The organism is Janthinobacterium sp. 67 (assembly GCF_002797895.1).
GTDB lineage: Bacteria > Pseudomonadota > Gammaproteobacteria > Burkholderiales > Burkholderiaceae_D > Janthinobacterium.
Genome location: NZ_PGES01000001.1, coordinates 1,441,974 through 1,457,390, shown reverse-complemented (window position 1 = coordinate 1,457,390; position 15,417 = coordinate 1,441,974). Strand labels below are relative to the sequence as shown.

Genomic DNA, 15,417 nt, shown 5'->3' with positions numbered 1-15,417 from the left:
GTCGGATTAGCGGGCATCGCCCCGCGTAATCCGACAACATCGTTGGCGCTTCCTGTTACGCCACCTTGTTCGCCACCAGCTCCAGCTGGTGCCGCATCTCCACCGACTGCACCAGCAAAGCCCGGATATCGTTGATCAGGTTGAACTCCGTCTGATTCAATTGGATCGGCGGGAAGCTGTCGTCCCAGTCGCCATATAAAAATCCCGTGGGGTGGCCATTGGCCGACAGGGGCAGCACGACGAAGCTGCGCGCTTCCGACAAGGTCGCTTTCCACCATTGCGGCAGCTTGGCGGCAAATTTCGGGTCGCGCGCATTGTCGATGAAGATCACGCGGTCGCTATTGAGGGCCGCGTGGAAGACGTTCGGTTCATACGCGTCGCCAAACACCATCAAATCCTGCAGGTCGGCCATGCCTTCGCCCATGCTGATGCGCGCCGAATACAGATGATCCCTGTGGTTGCGCACGAAGGCCACCGAGCGCGAAAAATCAAAGCCCTGGTGCAGCGTTTCGAGCGCCATCGAGACCATCTGGCCCGGACTGGCGCTGCCGATGGCGCCGCGCAGGTCGGCCAGGCCGCCGATCAATACGCGGTTGCCTTCGGCGCGCATGCGCGTCGACGCCAGCTGGCGCGCGCGCCGCTCGGCCGGTTTCGACAGGGGCGCGATCGACAGGTCGGCCGCCGCCATCGCCTTGGCCTTGTCCACGGCCACCACGAGGTCGGTCGCCGCGACGCCCAGGGTGCCCGCATAATCGTCGATCAGCGCGTGCACCTGCGCCGCGCCGGCCGCATCGTCGTGCCACAGCGAGTCGGCGCAGCGCGCCGCCATCGTCGACAGGCCCGCCATCCAGTCGGCGCCGCTGACGGGCGCGTTGTCTGGCGACGGTTCCATCGGACGCATGCCGTTGATCAGGTGCTGCGGCAGGCCCCAGTGGGCCGCCGTGGCATAGCCCACTTCCGGCAGCGACAGGCCGAGGATTTCGCGCGCGGCGGCCGCCTCGTTGCCGGGACCCGCATGCGCCTGCATGCGCGCCCAGAAATCCGTCATGTAGAACGTCACCATCATGCGGCCCAGGGTGTGCAGCATCGAGCAGACGACGGCCTGCTCCGCCTGCAGGCTGCCGGCGCTGGTGGCCACCTGCTGCGCCACCATCCCGGCCAGCACGGCCTTTTCCATTTCCACGTGGGCGCTGACGGAGTCGGGCGACGCCTGCGACAGCTCTTCGATCAGTTTCAGCCCCAGCGCCAGATGGCCGATGGCGTCGATGCCCAGCACCAGCACGGCCTTCGATACCGTGTTGACGCGCTGGCCGAAGGCCGAATACATGCCGCTGTTGGCCAGCCGCAGCACCTTGTGCGTGAGGACAGGGTCGGACAGCACCGTTTGCGTGATGTCGAATTCGTGGTCGTCCTCGCCGCGCATGGCACCGAGGATGGCGCTGATGGCTTTCGCGAAGCCTGGCATGTCGCCCTGCTGGCGCGTGCGCGCCCACAACAGGTCGAGGGTGTTTTTGCCGAGCTGTGTCGGTACCGTGAAATGACCTGGATTCATTGCACCCCTCCGCGCGGTTCATTGGCAGACGGCACAGGCACCAGCGCCGCATAGGTTTTGTCGCTCAAGGCCGATAGCGCGGCGTGGGCCGGCATCGGTTTGCCCGTCAGGTAGCCTTGCACGTACTGGCAGCCGCGCGATTCGATGAAGTGCATCTGCTCCTCGGTCTCCACGCCCTCGGCCACCACGGACAGGTTCAAATGCTTGGCCAGGTCGAGAATGGTGTTGCAGATGGCCGCATCCTTGCTCGATGCGGGCAAGTCCTTGATGAAGGTGCGGTCGATCTTCAGCACGGAAATGGGGAAGCGCTTCAGATACGCGAGCGAGGAGTAGCCGGTGCCGAAATCGTCGATGGCGATGCGCGCGCGGCGCTCCGTCATCTTGACGAGGATGGTTTCCGCATGCACGGGGTCGATCATCAAGGTGCCTTCCGTGATTTCCAGCACCAAGTGTTCGCCGGAGAGCCCCGAAAACGCGATGGCGTCATCGAGCACGTCGAGGAATTTGTCGTTGCGGAACTGGCGCGGGCTGATGTTGACGGAAATGTACAGCGGCCGCTTGGCCACTTCCTGGAACTGCTTGAGCTGCACGCAGGCCGCCTTCAGCGCCCAGGCGCCCAGCAGGTTGATCAGGCCATTGGCTTCGGCAATCGGGATGAAGCGCACGGGCGGCACCAGGCCCAGGGTCGGGTGCTTCCAGCGCATCAGGGTTTCGAAGCCTTGGATTTGCCGCGTGTGCGCATCGACGATGGGCTGGTAAAAGAGCAGGAATTCGCCTTCGCGCACGGCCTGGAACATGGCCGCTTCCAGCGAGATGTCGTGTTCCGACGGGCCGTTCAAGCGCGGGCTGTAGACCAGGCAGCGGGCCTTGCCCGTTTCCTTGGCGCGCGACATGGCCGCATCGGCCAGCGCCACCAGGCGCACTTCATCTTCCGCATGCAGCGGATAGATCGACACGCCCACTGACGCCCCCACGTAGATTGTGTGGCCATCGACTTCGAACGGCGCCTGCAGGGTGGCCAGCAGGCGGCCCGTCACCAGCTTGATCTGCGCGTCCGTGGCGCTGCCGGGCAGCACGGCGACGAATTCATCGCCGCCCACGCGCGCCAGGGTGTCGCTGTCGCGCAGGGTCTTGCGCAGGCGCGCCGCGGCCAGGCGCAGCACGGCGTCGCCGACGGGGTGGCCCAGGCCATCGTTGACCTTCTTGAAACCATCGAGACCGATGGTGGCGACGGAAAAGCCCTGGCCCGAACGGGCGGCCTGGGCGATCACCATGCGGATGCGGTCCGACAGCAGCAAGCGGTTCGGCAAGCCCGTGAGCGCATCGTGCGTGGCCATGTGGCGCAGCCGTTCTTCCGTGTTGTGCTGGGCCGACGTATCGCGCCCGACCACCAGCAGTTCGGCCACGCCGGCCGCGTTCATATAGGAAGACAGGCGCAGTTCGAACCAGATTTCCTGGTCGGGCGCTTGCAGGCGCACTTCCAGGCGGCCCGGCTCTTCCAGCGCGTCTTCCAGCGCCGCCTGCAGTGCCGCGCGCGACGCTTCGGCGGCCAGCGGCAGCAGCAAGTGGCCGGTCAGGCCCGATGGCGCGGCAAACAGGGTGGCAGCGCGCTTGCTGGCGAACAGGATCAAGCCGTCCGTATCGAGCCGGAACACGACGTCGCCTGCCTCTTCCATGAGGTTGTCCAACTCGTGGCGGGCCTCGCGGTGGGCGGCGGATGGGGTACTGGAAAACATCGTGCTGGCTTTTACCTTTTTATTATCAGTGCCGGCGCTCGCTGCAGGGCAGGGCGCCGACGGAAAGAGTGCGTCGTGCGTGACGCGCGCCATAGTGGCCGAAAGGGCGGCTATCGGAACGCGATCCACACGAAATGTATCATTGAAAAGCACCCGATTACATGAAATAGAGCAACATTGCTTCAGGTTTTGTAAATATTCCTGCCTTCCATGAAAAAAAACATGTTGTGCGACACACACAGACATTTTCATTCCACATAGAAACATTTATCTGCGCTTGCTTCCACTGGCGCGCTTGCCCCGCCATGCGCTTTGCGCTAGTCTGGCTGGCAGACGTTGTTGACGGTGCGTCCACGGCAGACAGGGCGCCATGATAACAAATCGCGGGAGACCCCCATGAATGCTTTTGACACGCATGAAGTTTTCAACCAGGCCACGCCGTTCGAGAACGTCAATCTGTTCGCCTGCGATCCGGCGCTGATCGAAGCGCTGCTGCGCGAGGGTGGCGGCGCGGCGCTGCAGGAGCTCGACGCGCTGGGCGAGAAGCTGGGCCGCGCCGAAACCTACGCGCTGGCGCGCCTGGCCAATATCCACACGCCCGAGCTGCAGCAGTTCGACCGGGCCGGGCGCCGCATCGACGAAGTGCTGTTCCATCCGGCCTGGCATGAGCTGATGGCCATCCTCGTGGGCGCCGGTGCGCACGCTTCGCCGTGGGCCGCGCCCGGTCCCGGCGCCCAGGTGGCGCGCGCGGCCGCCTATCTATTAGTGGGGCAGGTGGAAAACGGCACGCAGTGTCCCGTGACGATGACGTATGCCTCGGTGCCGGCCTTGCGCCAGGCGCACGATCTGCCGCAGATCGCGCAGCGCTGGCTGCCGAAAATCCTGTCGCGCGACTACGACCCCCGTTCCCTGCCCGTGGAGCAGAAACGGGGCGCCCTGGTCGGCATGGGCATGACGGAAAAGCAGGGCGGCTCGGACGTGCGCAGCAACACCACGCGCGCCGTGCCCGTGCCGCCGGACGAGGCCCAAGCCCTGTTCGGCGACGAGGCTGGCGGCGCCTGGCGCATCGTCGGCCACAAATGGTTTTTTTCGGCGCCCCAGTGCGACGCCCATCTGATCCTGGCCCAGGCGGATGAAGGGGGATTGTCGTGCTTCTTTTTGCCCCGCTACCTGCCCGACGGCAGCCGCAACGCCATCCGCGTGCAGCGCCTGAAGGATAAATTGGGCAACCGCTCGAATGCCTCGTCGGAAGTGGAATTCACCCATGCCTACGGCTGGCTCTTGGGGCAGCCGGGGCGGGGCATACCCACGATACTGGAAATGGCCAGCCACACGCGCCTCGATTGCGTGCTGGGCAGCACCGGCATCATGCGCGCCGCCTTGAGCCAGGCGCTGCACCATGCGCGCCAGCGGGCCGTGTTCGGCAAGCCGCTGGCCGAGCAGCCGCTGATGCAAAACGTGCTGGCCGACCTGGCGCTCGAATCGGAAGCGGCCACGGCCTTCGCGCTGCGCCTGGCCCGCTGCTTCGATGAAAAGGACGACCCGCGGCAAGCGATGCTGGCGCGCGTGCTCACGCCGGCCGGCAAATACTGGATCTGCAAGCGTGGTCCCGGCTTCGGCTTTGAGGCGATGGAGGTGCTGGGTGGCACCGGCTATGTGGAAGAGGCGCCGCTGGCGCGTTTGTACCGCGAACTGCCCGTCAACTCGATCTGGGAAGGCTCGGGCAACGTCATGTGCCTCGACGTCTTGCGCGCCTTCGGCAAGTCGCCGGCCGCGCGCGATGCCCTCGCGGCCGAGCTGGCGCTGGCTGGCGATGATGCTGCTGTCTTTGCCGATTATCGCGCGCGGCTGCTGGCCGACCTGGACGGGCCGCAAACGGATGAGTTTGGTGCCCGGCAATTATCTGAACGCATCGTGTTGGCCGTGCAGGCGGCCTTGCTGCTGCGCCATGCGCCACCGTTTGTCGCGCAAGCGTTCCTGGAGTCGCGGCTGGTGCAGGCGCCGGGTGGCGCATATGGCCGCTTGCCCGCCGGCACCGATTGCGTGGCCATCCTCGCGCGCGCCCTGCGCGAGTATTGACGTCAATAATGCCGATTATTTCGAAAATTCCGGCCACAGGCGGGCTGCGGGCTGGGATAATGCTGTAATCCATGATTTTATCGACACACTGCGCGTTCGCGGCCACGCTTGCCGCCGCGCCAGAGAGCAGAGAAAGAAAAACAAATGAAACAAGATCCACGCTTCCCGAATTTGTTCATTACCGATCACCCTTTGATCCAGCACAAACTGAGCCACATGCGCGAGCACGACACGTCGACGCGCACCTTCCGTGAGTTGCTCAAGGAAATCACTTTGCTGATGGGCTATGAAATCACGCGCGACCTGCCGCTGACGACGCGCGAAATCAAGACCCCGCTGGTCACCATCGACGCGCCCGTTATTGCAGGCAAGAAACTGGCTATCGTGCCCATCCTGCGCGCCGGCATCGGCATGAGCGACGGTTTGCTGAACCTGGTGCCATCGGCCCGCGTGGGCCACATCGGCGTGTACCGCGACCCGGCCACCCACATGCCCGTGGAATATCTGGTGCGCCTGCCGGACCTGAACGAGCGCACCTTTATCCTGTGCGACCCGATGGTGGCGACCGGCAATTCGGCCGTGTACGCCGTCGACGTGCTGAAAAAACGCGGCGTGACGGATGAGCAGATCATCTTCCTGGCCCTGGTGGCCGCACCGGAAGGCGTGACCGTGTTCCAGAACGCGCACCCGAACGTCAAGATGTTCTGCGCCGCGCTCGATTCGCACCTGGATGACCACGCCTACATCGTGCCGGGCCTGGGTGACGCCGGCGACCGTATTTTCGGCACCAAGTAAGCTGCGTCAGGTGAGTATCGCGATGGCAACCTTGATCGACCCGGATTTTCGCGCCCGTTTGCGCGCCCTGAATGAAAAATATGCGGCCGGTGTGCCGGCCCTGATGCAGGCGATCGCGCAGGCGCAAGAACGCTGCGACAGCGAAGGACCGCGCCTGGAGCCATTGACGGCATTGCACCGTGCCTTGCACGCGGTGGCCGGCTCGGCCGCCACCTTCGGCTTTGCCGCGCTGGGGCAGGAATGCCGGCGCATCGAGCAGCTGGTGCGCGTGCAGCTCAACGAGCCCGGACAGGTGCTGGCCGAGTGGCCGGCCCTGAGCGGGCAGGTGGGGGCGCTGTTGCGCTGGGCGGAGCACGATCCGGCCGCCACCCATTTCTGCGCCTGAGCGACTATTTTGCGTTCTTGTGGTTGCAATGATTCATTTGATGCAACGCAAAGCACCCGCGTCGAAGATTAGGATATAGTGTCTCCATGTCGCTGGTACAGGGCGCCGCAAGACGGGGATTTGGCTATTAAAGTAGTGTTCGTAAGTTTATTTTGCGAAAGAATGGTTTTTCTCAGTTTTGTTGGTATAATTGGGCATCGTTGGATTCGAGGTAGTAGTGCAGTTTGTCTGTCATTTCTTTCTTGCTTCAAACGATATAACGGGCGCAAGCCCAACTTAACTGAAATAGGAAATTGTAATGGCAACTGGCATCGTAAAATGGTTCAATGATTCGAAGGGTTTCGGCTTTATTACCCCTGACGAAGGCGGCGAAGATCTGTTCGCTCACTTCTCGGCTATCCAGTCGAACGGCTTCAAGTCCCTGCAAGAGAACCAACGCGTTTCTTTTGAAGTGACCGCTGGCCCTAAAGGCAAGCAAGCTTCGAACATTCAGCCAATCTAATACGCTGGATCAAACGAAATAAAGAAATCCTCGGTCTCCGGGGATTTTTTTTCGCCTGAATTTCTGTGAAGCATCGGTTTTGCGGGTGTTTTATGGGCTATGCGGCTCTTTTTGGCATGCTTTGCATCATCAGGTAGGTCGGCTTAGCGCTTGCGCGTAAGCCGACAAGAGTGGCGTTGGCAAGATGTATGGGCTGGTGTCGGCTTACGCTGCGCTAAGCCGACCTACGCCGACCTGCATCAGCCTGCATCAAACTGCGCTCTACCGGTCCGGCCGGCAGTGACTAGATTGCACGTTCGCGCCAGTAGTCGGGTTGCGAATACGAATGCCTTAAAAAATCCACAAACGCCCGTATGCGCAGGGGCAAGTGCCGGCGCTGGGCGAATACGGCATAAATGTCGTTGCCCGGAGCGGCGAACTGGTCCAGCACCGTCACCAGCTGTCCCGAGGCGATTTCGGCGCCCACTTCCCACATCGAGCGCCACGCCAGGCCCTTGCCGGCCAAGGCCCAATCGTGCAGCACTTCGCCGTCGTTGCACACCATATTGCCTGCCACCTTCAAAATGATGTTTTTGCCGTTTTCGCGGAAGGTCCAGCCCCGCTGGCTGCCTTCGCTGCTGATCGCCAGGCAATTGTGCTTGGCCAGGTCGGCCGGGATGCGTGGCGTGCCCGCCCGTTTCAGGTAGGCGGGCGAGCCGACGAGCACGCGCTGGTTGTCGGCCAGCTTGGTACTCACGAGCGAGGAGTCGGACAGGCTGGCGATGCGGATGGCGACGTCGATGCCTTCGCCGATCAAGTCGACGAGGCGGTCGTTCAGGTTCAGCGACACCGTCACGTCGCGGTGCTCGGCGACAAAAGAGGGGATCAAGGGCGCCACATGCTGGCGTCCGAAGCCGGCTGGCGCGGAAATGAGCAGATGGCCGCTGGCTTTCACGCTGCGTACTGCCACGGCCGCTTCCGCTTCCTCCAGTTCGCCCAGGATGCGCTGGCAATCTTCGAGGAAGGCGGCGCCTTCATTCGTCAAGGCCAGTTTGCGCGTCGTGCGCTGCAGCAATTTGACGCCCAGGCGCTGCTCCAGCGCATCGAGGCGCCGGCCTATCATGGCTGGTGCGATCCCTTCCGCGCGCGCGGCGGCCGACAGGCTGCCCTTGGCGACCACTTCCACGAACGTCGATATCTGTCTGAACTGCCCCATGCCGTGCTCCCGCGATGCCATCACTTGTGATAAAAACGCATAGATGAAGTGATTTTTAATCTCGTTTCCATGCCTTATAGTGCAATACTATAGAACAAACGCGCCGTCCTGCAGAGTGTTTTTGCGCCTCTGTCCAGCTTGTCCGCGCAGTCGTTCAGCTTATACTTGGATCATCAGATTACCTTTGCTTATATTTATTAAAAACGGAGAACTTCATGACGCAGAACACGATCGCACTTCCAGAAGGCATGCAAATCACGGGTGACATCCAGCCCGGCTACGAACAGATTTTGACGCCGGCCGCGCTGGCGCTGGTGGCCAAGCTGACGCGTGAATTCGAGCCGCGCCGCCAGCAATTGCTGGCCGTGCGCGTGGAGCGGGCCAAGCGCCTCGACGCGGGCGAGCGTCCTGATTTCCTGCCAGAAACCGCACACATCCGCGACGGCGACTGGAAGATCGCGCCGATCCCGAAGGCGCTGGAATGCCGCCGCGTGGAAATCACGGGCCCCGTCGAGCGCAAGATGGTCATCAATGCCTTCAATTCCGGCGCGGACAGCTACATGACGGACTTCGAGGATTCGAACACGCCGAACTGGGATAACCAGATCACGGGCCAGATCAATATGTTCGACGCCGTGCGCAAGACGATTTCGCTCGAGCAAAATGGCAAGTCGTACAAGCTGAACGACAAGATCGCGACCCTTGTCGTGCGTCCACGCGGCTGGCACCTCGATGAAAAGCACGTGCTGGTCGATGGCAAGCGCATTTCCGGCGGCATTTTCGATTTCGCCCTGTTCATGTTCCATAACGCCAAGGAGCAACTGGCGCGCGGCGCCGGCCCGTATTTCTACCTGCCGAAGATGGAATCGCACTTGGAAGCGCGATTGTGGAACGACATCTTCGTCATGACGCAAAACGAGCTGGGCTTGCCACAAGGCACGATCAAGGCGACCGTGCTGATCGAAACCATTCTGGCGGCGTTTGAAATGGATGAAATCCTGTACGAGCTGAAAGAGCACAGTTCGGGCCTGAACGCGGGCCGCTGGGATTACATCTTCTCGTGCATCAAGAAATTCAAGCTGGACAAGGATTTCTGCCTGGCCGACCGCGCCAAGGTCACGATGACGGCGCCCTTCATGCGCGCCTACGCCTTGCTGCTGCTGAAAACCTGCCACAAACGGGGTGCGCCAGCCATCGGCGGCATGGCGGCTTTGATCCCGATCAAGAACGATCCGGAAAAGAACGACATCGCCATGGGCGGCGTGCGCAACGACAAGGCGCGCGACGCCACCGATGGCTACGACGGCGGCTGGGTGGCGCATCCGGGCCTGGTCGAGCTGGCCATGGGCGAGTTCACGAAAGTACTCGGTGACAAGCCGAACCAGATCGACAAGCAGCGTCCCGACATCGACGTGAAAGCGTCGGACTTGCTGAATTTCCAGCCGGAAGCGCCGATCACGGAAGCGGGCTTGCGCTACAACATCAACGTGGGCATCCACTACCTGGGCAGCTGGCTGGCCGGCAACGGTTGCGTGCCTATCCACAACCTGATGGAAGACGCGGCCACGGCCGAGATCAGCCGCTCGCAAGTGTGGCAGTGGATTCGTTCGAGCAAGGGCGTGCTGGAAGATGGCCGCAAGGTCACGGCCGAGATGGTGCGCGCCATGATTCCGGAAGAGCTGGCTAAGGTGCAGCGCGATGCGCCGGGCGGCAACGGTCCGACCTATGTGCGCGCCGGCCAGATTTTCGAGGAAATGTCGACGTCGGAATCGTTTGCCGAATTCCTGACCTTGCCGCTGTACGAAGAAATCTGATCCTGATCAACTAGCAGCGTAAAAAAATCCCGGCGATGCAAACACGCATCGGCCGGGATTTTTTTATTGGGGAAGGATCTGCTTAAAAACTATTCTTCCACATCCGTAGCGCGGCGAATGCTTCCACAGGCGAAGCATCGGTGGTCAGCTTGCCTTCCACCTTCAGGCTCGTCAAAATCGCCGGTTCGCGGTAGCGCAGGAAGGGATTCGTGGCCTTCTCAAGGGCGATGGTCGACGGCACGGTGGCTAAACCTTGCTGGCGCTTTTCCGTGTCGACGGCGATGCGTTCCTGCAGGGCCACATTGCCCGGTTCGACGGCGTTGGCAAAGCGCAAATTGGACAAGGTGTACTCATGCGCGCAAAATACCTCGGTATCGTCGGGCAGGGCGGCCAGCTTGCCCAGCGAATCTGCCATCTGGCCCGGCGTGCCTTCGAACAGGCGGCCGCAGCCGCCCGCAAACAGGGTGTCGCCGGAAAACAGCCATGGCGCTTCGCCTTGCTCGGTACGTTGTCGTACGTAGGCGATATGGCCTTTGGTATGGCCGGGCACGTCGATGACGGTCATCTGCAAGCCCAGTTCGGGCACATAGGCGACATCGCCTTCGGCAAGCGGTTCCGTGATGGCTGTGATAGCCTCATTGCGCGGGCCGAAGACGGGGACGGCGAAATGCTGCAACAATTCAGGCACGCCACCCGTGTGGTCGGCGTGGTGATGCGTGAGTAAAATGGCAGACAAGGTCAGCTGATGCGCCTTGAGCGCATCGAGGATGGCCATCGCGTCGCCGGGGTCGACCACGGCGGCATGGCGGCCATCATGGATCAGCCACAGGTAATTGTCGGCAAAGGCGGGCACGGCAAGTACCGATAAAGCGTGTTCAGGGGAGTGTGTCATGAGCAAAAGAGAAAACTGAATGGACAGTGCGGCATCCGAAAAATCCATTATAGCGCTTGACGGCTGGCTGCAGACGCCGGCCGGTCTGTACGTGCGCGCCTGGGAACAGCAATGCCTCGACAGCCTGACCGTCGACATCTTCGGTTACAACGCCGTGCAGATCGGTTTGCCCCAGATCGACGCGCTGGTCGCCAACCGCATGCCGAACAAATGGCTGCTCGATGCGCGCCTGCCTTCCCGTTCGCCGCAGGAGCGCCGTCCGACCCTCGTGTCGGCCTTCGACGAGCTGCCGTTCGATTCGCAAAGCCTGGACCTGGTGGTCTTGCCGCACGTACTTGAATTTGCCGCCGAGCCGCACCAGGTCTTGCGCGAAGTCGAGCGCGTGCTGATCCCGGAAGGGAGGGTGATCGTCTGCGGCTTCAATCCGGCCAGCCTGTGGGGCATGCGCCAGGGGGTAGGGCGGGTCACGGGCCGCCACTACCTGCCGCAGGCGGGCGAGCTGATCTCTATGCCACGCATGAAAGACTGGTTAAAATTGCTCAACATGGGCGTTAGCCAAAGCTACTTCGGCTGCTACGCACCTGCCTGCAGGACGGAAAAATGGCTGCGCCGCAACGCTTTTATGGACAAGGCGGGCGCGCGCTGGTGGCCATATCTGGGCGCAGTGTATATAGTGCAGGCGATCAAGCGCGTCAAAGGGATGCGTTTGATCGGTCCGGCGTGGACCAAGAAACCGGCGACGGCGCCCGCAGGCGCACCGGTCACGAATAAAAGGCGGGAACAGCAAGATGGATAAGGTTGAGATTTACGCCGATGGCGCATGCAAGGGCAATCCCGGCACAGGCGGCTGGGGCGCGCTGATGGTGGCCGATGGCGCCAAGAAAGAAATTTACGGCGGGGAACTGAATACGACAAATAACCGCATGGAATTGAAGGCCGTGATCGAAGCCTTGACGGCGCTCAAACGTCCGTGCCAGGTGGTGCTGTATACCGATAGCCAGTACGTCCAGAAGGGCATCAGCGAATGGATACACGGCTGGAAAGCGCGCGGCTGGAAAACCGCAGCCAAGGCGCCCGTAAAAAACGTCGATCTGTGGCAGGCGCTCGACATCGCCCAGGCCGTGCACGAAGTGGAATGGCGCTGGGTGCGCGGCCACAATGGCCATCCGGGCAATGAGCGGGCCGATCAGCTGGCCAACCTGGGCGTGGAAACCGTGCGCGCCTGAGAACGCCCAAGCAAACCTGCTGCGCGTCGCGCTTTGTGGCCTGTGATGCTCACCGTACCTGCGTACGGTTGCGCTTCTCGGCCGCAAATCACTGCCGCTCGCTCCGGTTTTCTTGGGCGTTCGAGCATGCCGTGGTGTAGTTACTGGGTGCAGGTTTGCTATACTGTGCCCTTCGCTTTTTGCTTTTAAGACTGAATTCACCATGCGTCAAATTGTTCTCGATACTGAAACCACCGGCCTGAACCCGCGCACGGGCGACCGCATCCTGGAGATCGGGGCGGTCGAGCTGAACAACCGCATGTTGACGGGGAATAATTTTCACCATTACATCAATCCCGAGCGCGATTCGGAAGAGGGCGCATTGGCCGTCCACGGATTGACGACGGAATTCCTCAGCGACAAGCCGAAATTCGCGGAAATCGCCGACGAGTTCCGTGCCTACATCGCCGGCGCCGAACTGATCATCCACAACGCCCCGTTCGACATCGGCTTCCTGAACGCGGAATTCAAGCGCCTGAACCTGCCGCCCGTGCACGAGCAAGTGGTTGGCGTGATCGACACCCTGGTGCAGGCGAAGGAAATGCACCCCGGCAAGCGCAATTCGCTCGACGCCTTGTGCGACCGCTACGGCGTCTCGAACGCCCACCGCAAGCTGCACGGCGCGCTGCTCGACTCGGAATTGCTGGCCGACGTCTACCTGGCCATGACGCGCGGGCAAAACAGCCTGAGCATGGAAGAAGAAGTGGAAGTGGCCGCCGACGGCGCCGTCCTGGAAATCGTGCCCTTGGCCGAAGTCATCTTCCAGAGCGCCACACCCGAGGAACTCGCCGCCCACGCAGCCACCATCGCCGGTCTCGACAAGGCCGCCAAAGGCCAGTGCATCTGGACCGCCGTCACGTCGCCGCCAGCGGCCGCCTGAGAAAAAAGCGGGGGCCTGGCAAATTTCCTCTTGCCAGCCCTTGCAGATGCCGCAACACCTATGCGATAATTCGCCTCGCTTCGGGAGGTTAGCTCAGGGGTAGAGCACTGCATTCACACTGCAGGGGTCGCAAGTTCGAAACTTGCACTTCCCACCAAAAATTTAGTTTGTATTCAATGACTTGGGATTTCCCATCTTGTCTGAATACGAACTTGGGGCAAACTTGGGGCAATGGGTTTTTCGTCCCATTCTCCAGCCCCAAACGATACGGCCGCTTCCTGCGGCCGTTTTCACGTCAACGGAGTCCACAAACTTAGCTTGCGGGCGGTTCCTCTCGACGGAATTGTTAAGCTAAACCAGCGCCAGACCTATTTGTTGCCAGCGGGGGCATTGCTGCGCCCTCCGCCGGATGGCTTGCCCGTTCCACTTGGCCACCCTCCGCCATTTCCTTGCCCACGGCTACCGCCAGCTGCGCCGCCACCTTTACTGCCACTGCCTTGGGAGCCACCACTACGGCCCCCGTTGTTGCCGCTACCTTTGCTCATTTTTATCTCCTTTCCGGATCACTGTAAGTTGCATCACTCTCCGGTAAAGTGATGCATTTCGAAAGCTTGGCCTAGGTGGGACACCCCATGAAAATCGGTGCGATCCAGTAGCACTAGATTTTTGCCAGGGCGTCGATTTCCCTGATAATCAACCGAGACTTCAGAGGTAGCATTGTGTGGGTCATCAGAGTCTTCGGGTCACGCTCCCACTGCGGGGTATAGCCTACCAATTTTGCGTAGTGCGCGGCGTTGCTGCCCAAGCCTTCGTAGAACCGCTCGAACAATTCCTCTTCCTTCCGCTCCGAAAGTACCCGATATTGCGATTTGCAGAATGCACACACCTGTATGTAGAAGGGTATAAATAATGGCCCCGCCGCGTACTTTGCCTGATCTAGTGCAGTATTGAAATGCGCGAGCGCAAGCCCGGCATCACCGAGAAACAAGGCATCTCGGGCTCGTGCCCATTCTTTGAGCCAGTTGGGGCCATTCGCTAACGTTGCGTGCGATGTCCCTTCGACGAACCTCCTATGTTCTTTTTCGTAAATTAGCTCCAGGCTGCTCGGAATGTCCATTGCAAGGCTCAATGAACCAGGTAGGGTCCTGATTCCGGCGAGCAGAGCTTGATAGCGGTTGGGCGCTTGCTGGGCGAAGACTTCGTGGCCAATGGGATAGTCGTTGAATAGCTGATCAAGCAAGTCGCTGCTAGGTATTGCGTGACTCTGATCAACCTGGCCGTGCGTCAGATGGCCTCTTGCGGGAGGCTCGAATGGCCCGTAATCCGCCACATGGACATTGAGGTTGTGAGCGATCATGGCCGCAAACGCATGAGTCGCGAATGCCTTTTCATGAATCGCCTTCGGCAGGTAGTAAGTCAGCGGTTGGAGGGTGGGGTAAAAAGTTTCCCACTTCATCCGGCTATACTTGCGTAGCCGCTCGATTACCTGTTTGGACCGAGTATTGACCCCCTGGGAGGTGAAGTCACGGGTCCATGCTTGTTCGTTGAGCGGTCCCTCTCGCTGAAATTCGTGGTACTGGTGAAGTTTATGCAGCGATGTACCGGTGATCTTGCAAGCAGCATCAGCGAATCCCTTCAAGGGCCACGGTTCATTCAGCGCCGCATCTGGCCAAGTATCGTCTGGTAACAACTCGCGGGTTAGAGTCCCCGTCAGCAAGCGAAGATCTTGACTGAGAAAACACTGATAACTGTACTTTTGACTCTGCGCATCGCAGGCGTACTCTCTGACAAACTCCCGGTAGTGGGCAAGCGCCGACATGTAAAAGCTGACCGCAAGTTCGGCTACACTCCAGCGGGCGTAACGCTCATTGAGCAACACTATGATGTATTGGCGTAATTCTATATACTCTTCGAGGGATTCAAAGTCGGTTTTGGATAGATGATTGACATAGCTTTGGATCGTTCTACTTTTTTTAACGCTCTGACTATCCTTTGGCGCGAACTGGGTAGTAACTGCGACCAAGTCGTCGAGGGATCCATACACGCCGTCCTCTTTTTTAATTGCATCGAAAGCTTGTCGCAACGCTGTACGCCGCTCTTGCTCGGTGGCCGTGACGTGGAAGGTGACGTCTTCGTTGTCGCTGTTCCATAGTCCCAGGCTATCGCATATGACCTTGTGCAGGTATCCTAGCGTCGGCAGTTGATTAGTAGCTGGTATCATGTTTTTCCTTGAAAAGAAGTCGTCTCTATTCTACGGAGTTGACTACTTATTGCTAGGTATCAAAATCGCGATCGCGGTGAACACCTTGAACTTCTAGCTCC

Annotated in this window: 13 protein-coding genes and 1 tRNA gene; 9 read left to right on the top strand and 5 right to left on the bottom strand. The window is 60.7% G+C overall.

The window, feature by feature from the left end; genetic code table 11:
* Positions 1 to 55 precede the first annotated feature (55 nt).
* On the bottom strand, positions 56 to 1,552 hold the full coding sequence (locus CLU90_RS06610; RefSeq protein WP_092709196.1) for an HDOD domain-containing protein: 1,497 nt from the start codon (positions 1,550 to 1,552) through the stop codon (positions 56 to 58).
* Complete coding sequence (locus CLU90_RS06605) at positions 1,549 to 3,288, bottom strand: putative bifunctional diguanylate cyclase/phosphodiesterase (RefSeq protein ID WP_092709887.1); 1,740 nt, start codon at positions 3,286 to 3,288, stop codon at positions 1,549 to 1,551. The genes CLU90_RS06610 and CLU90_RS06605 overlap by 4 nt, the downstream gene beginning before the upstream one ends.
* A gap of 396 nt (positions 3,289 to 3,684) precedes the next feature.
* Between CLU90_RS06605 and CLU90_RS06600 the strand changes: the two genes are divergently transcribed.
* The 4 genes from CLU90_RS06600 (at position 3,685) to CLU90_RS06585 (ending at position 7,049) form a co-directional block, all read left to right on the top strand.
* Positions 3,685 to 5,367, top strand: a complete 1,683-nt coding sequence (locus CLU90_RS06600) for an isovaleryl-CoA dehydrogenase (RefSeq protein ID WP_100427467.1) — start codon at positions 3,685 to 3,687, stop codon at positions 5,365 to 5,367.
* 144 nt (positions 5,368 to 5,511) lie between these two features.
* Positions 5,512 to 6,162: a uracil phosphoribosyltransferase gene (gene upp, locus CLU90_RS06595; RefSeq protein ID WP_046682928.1), complete on the top strand. Its 651-nt coding sequence runs from the start codon at positions 5,512 to 5,514 to the stop codon at positions 6,160 to 6,162.
* 22 nt (positions 6,163 to 6,184) lie between these two features.
* A complete protein-coding gene (locus CLU90_RS06590) occupies positions 6,185 to 6,547 on the top strand; it encodes an Hpt domain-containing protein (protein WP_092709185.1) in 363 nt (120 codons plus the stop codon).
* A 298-nt stretch (positions 6,548 to 6,845) separates the two neighbouring features.
* Complete coding sequence (locus CLU90_RS06585) at positions 6,846 to 7,049, top strand: cold-shock protein (protein ID WP_010398811.1); 204 nt, start codon at positions 6,846 to 6,848, stop codon at positions 7,047 to 7,049.
* A 283-nt stretch (positions 7,050 to 7,332) separates the two neighbouring features.
* Here the strand turns inward: CLU90_RS06585 and CLU90_RS06580 are convergent, their stop codons facing one another.
* A complete protein-coding gene (locus CLU90_RS06580) occupies positions 7,333 to 8,244 on the bottom strand; it encodes a LysR family transcriptional regulator (RefSeq protein WP_092709182.1) in 912 nt (303 codons plus the stop codon).
* A 215-nt stretch (positions 8,245 to 8,459) separates the two neighbouring features.
* Here CLU90_RS06580 and aceB point away from each other — a divergent pair, with 215 nt between their 5' ends.
* Entirely contained in the window at positions 8,460 to 10,058 is a 1,599-nt protein-coding gene (gene aceB / locus CLU90_RS06575) for a malate synthase A (protein ID WP_092709179.1), read from the top strand.
* Between the two features lie 82 nt (positions 10,059 to 10,140).
* Here aceB and gloB read toward each other — a convergent pair whose 3' ends face one another.
* The gene (gene gloB / locus CLU90_RS06570) at positions 10,141 to 10,950 is read right to left on the bottom strand and encodes a hydroxyacylglutathione hydrolase (protein ID WP_092709176.1); all 810 of its coding nucleotides are present in this window, start codon (positions 10,948 to 10,950) and stop codon (positions 10,141 to 10,143) included.
* A gap of 19 nt (positions 10,951 to 10,969) precedes the next feature.
* Between gloB and CLU90_RS06565 the strand changes: the two genes are divergently transcribed.
* The 4 genes from CLU90_RS06565 (at position 10,970) to CLU90_RS06550 (ending at position 13,252) form a co-directional block, all read left to right on the top strand.
* Positions 10,970 to 11,746, top strand: coding sequence for a class I SAM-dependent methyltransferase (locus CLU90_RS06565; protein ID WP_092709173.1), 777 nt, complete (start codon positions 10,970 to 10,972; stop codon positions 11,744 to 11,746).
* Positions 11,739 to 12,176, top strand: coding sequence for a ribonuclease HI (rnhA, locus tag CLU90_RS06560; RefSeq protein ID WP_034755581.1), 438 nt, complete (start codon positions 11,739 to 11,741; stop codon positions 12,174 to 12,176). Before CLU90_RS06565 ends, rnhA begins: the two co-directional genes overlap by 8 nt.
* A 202-nt stretch (positions 12,177 to 12,378) precedes the next feature.
* Entirely contained in the window at positions 12,379 to 13,095 is a 717-nt protein-coding gene (dnaQ, locus tag CLU90_RS06555; RefSeq protein ID WP_092709170.1) for a DNA polymerase III subunit epsilon, read from the top strand.
* Positions 13,096 to 13,177: 82 nt separating this feature from the next.
* Positions 13,178 to 13,252: transfer RNA gene (locus CLU90_RS06550), tRNA-Val, on the top strand.
* A gap of 501 nt (positions 13,253 to 13,753) precedes the next feature.
* On the opposite strand, the gene CLU90_RS06545 is transcribed toward CLU90_RS06550, so the two are convergent.
* Complete coding sequence (locus CLU90_RS06545; RefSeq protein WP_092709167.1) at positions 13,754 to 15,316, bottom strand: hypothetical protein; 1,563 nt, start codon at positions 15,314 to 15,316, stop codon at positions 13,754 to 13,756.
* Between the last annotated feature and the right edge of the window lie 101 nt (positions 15,317 to 15,417).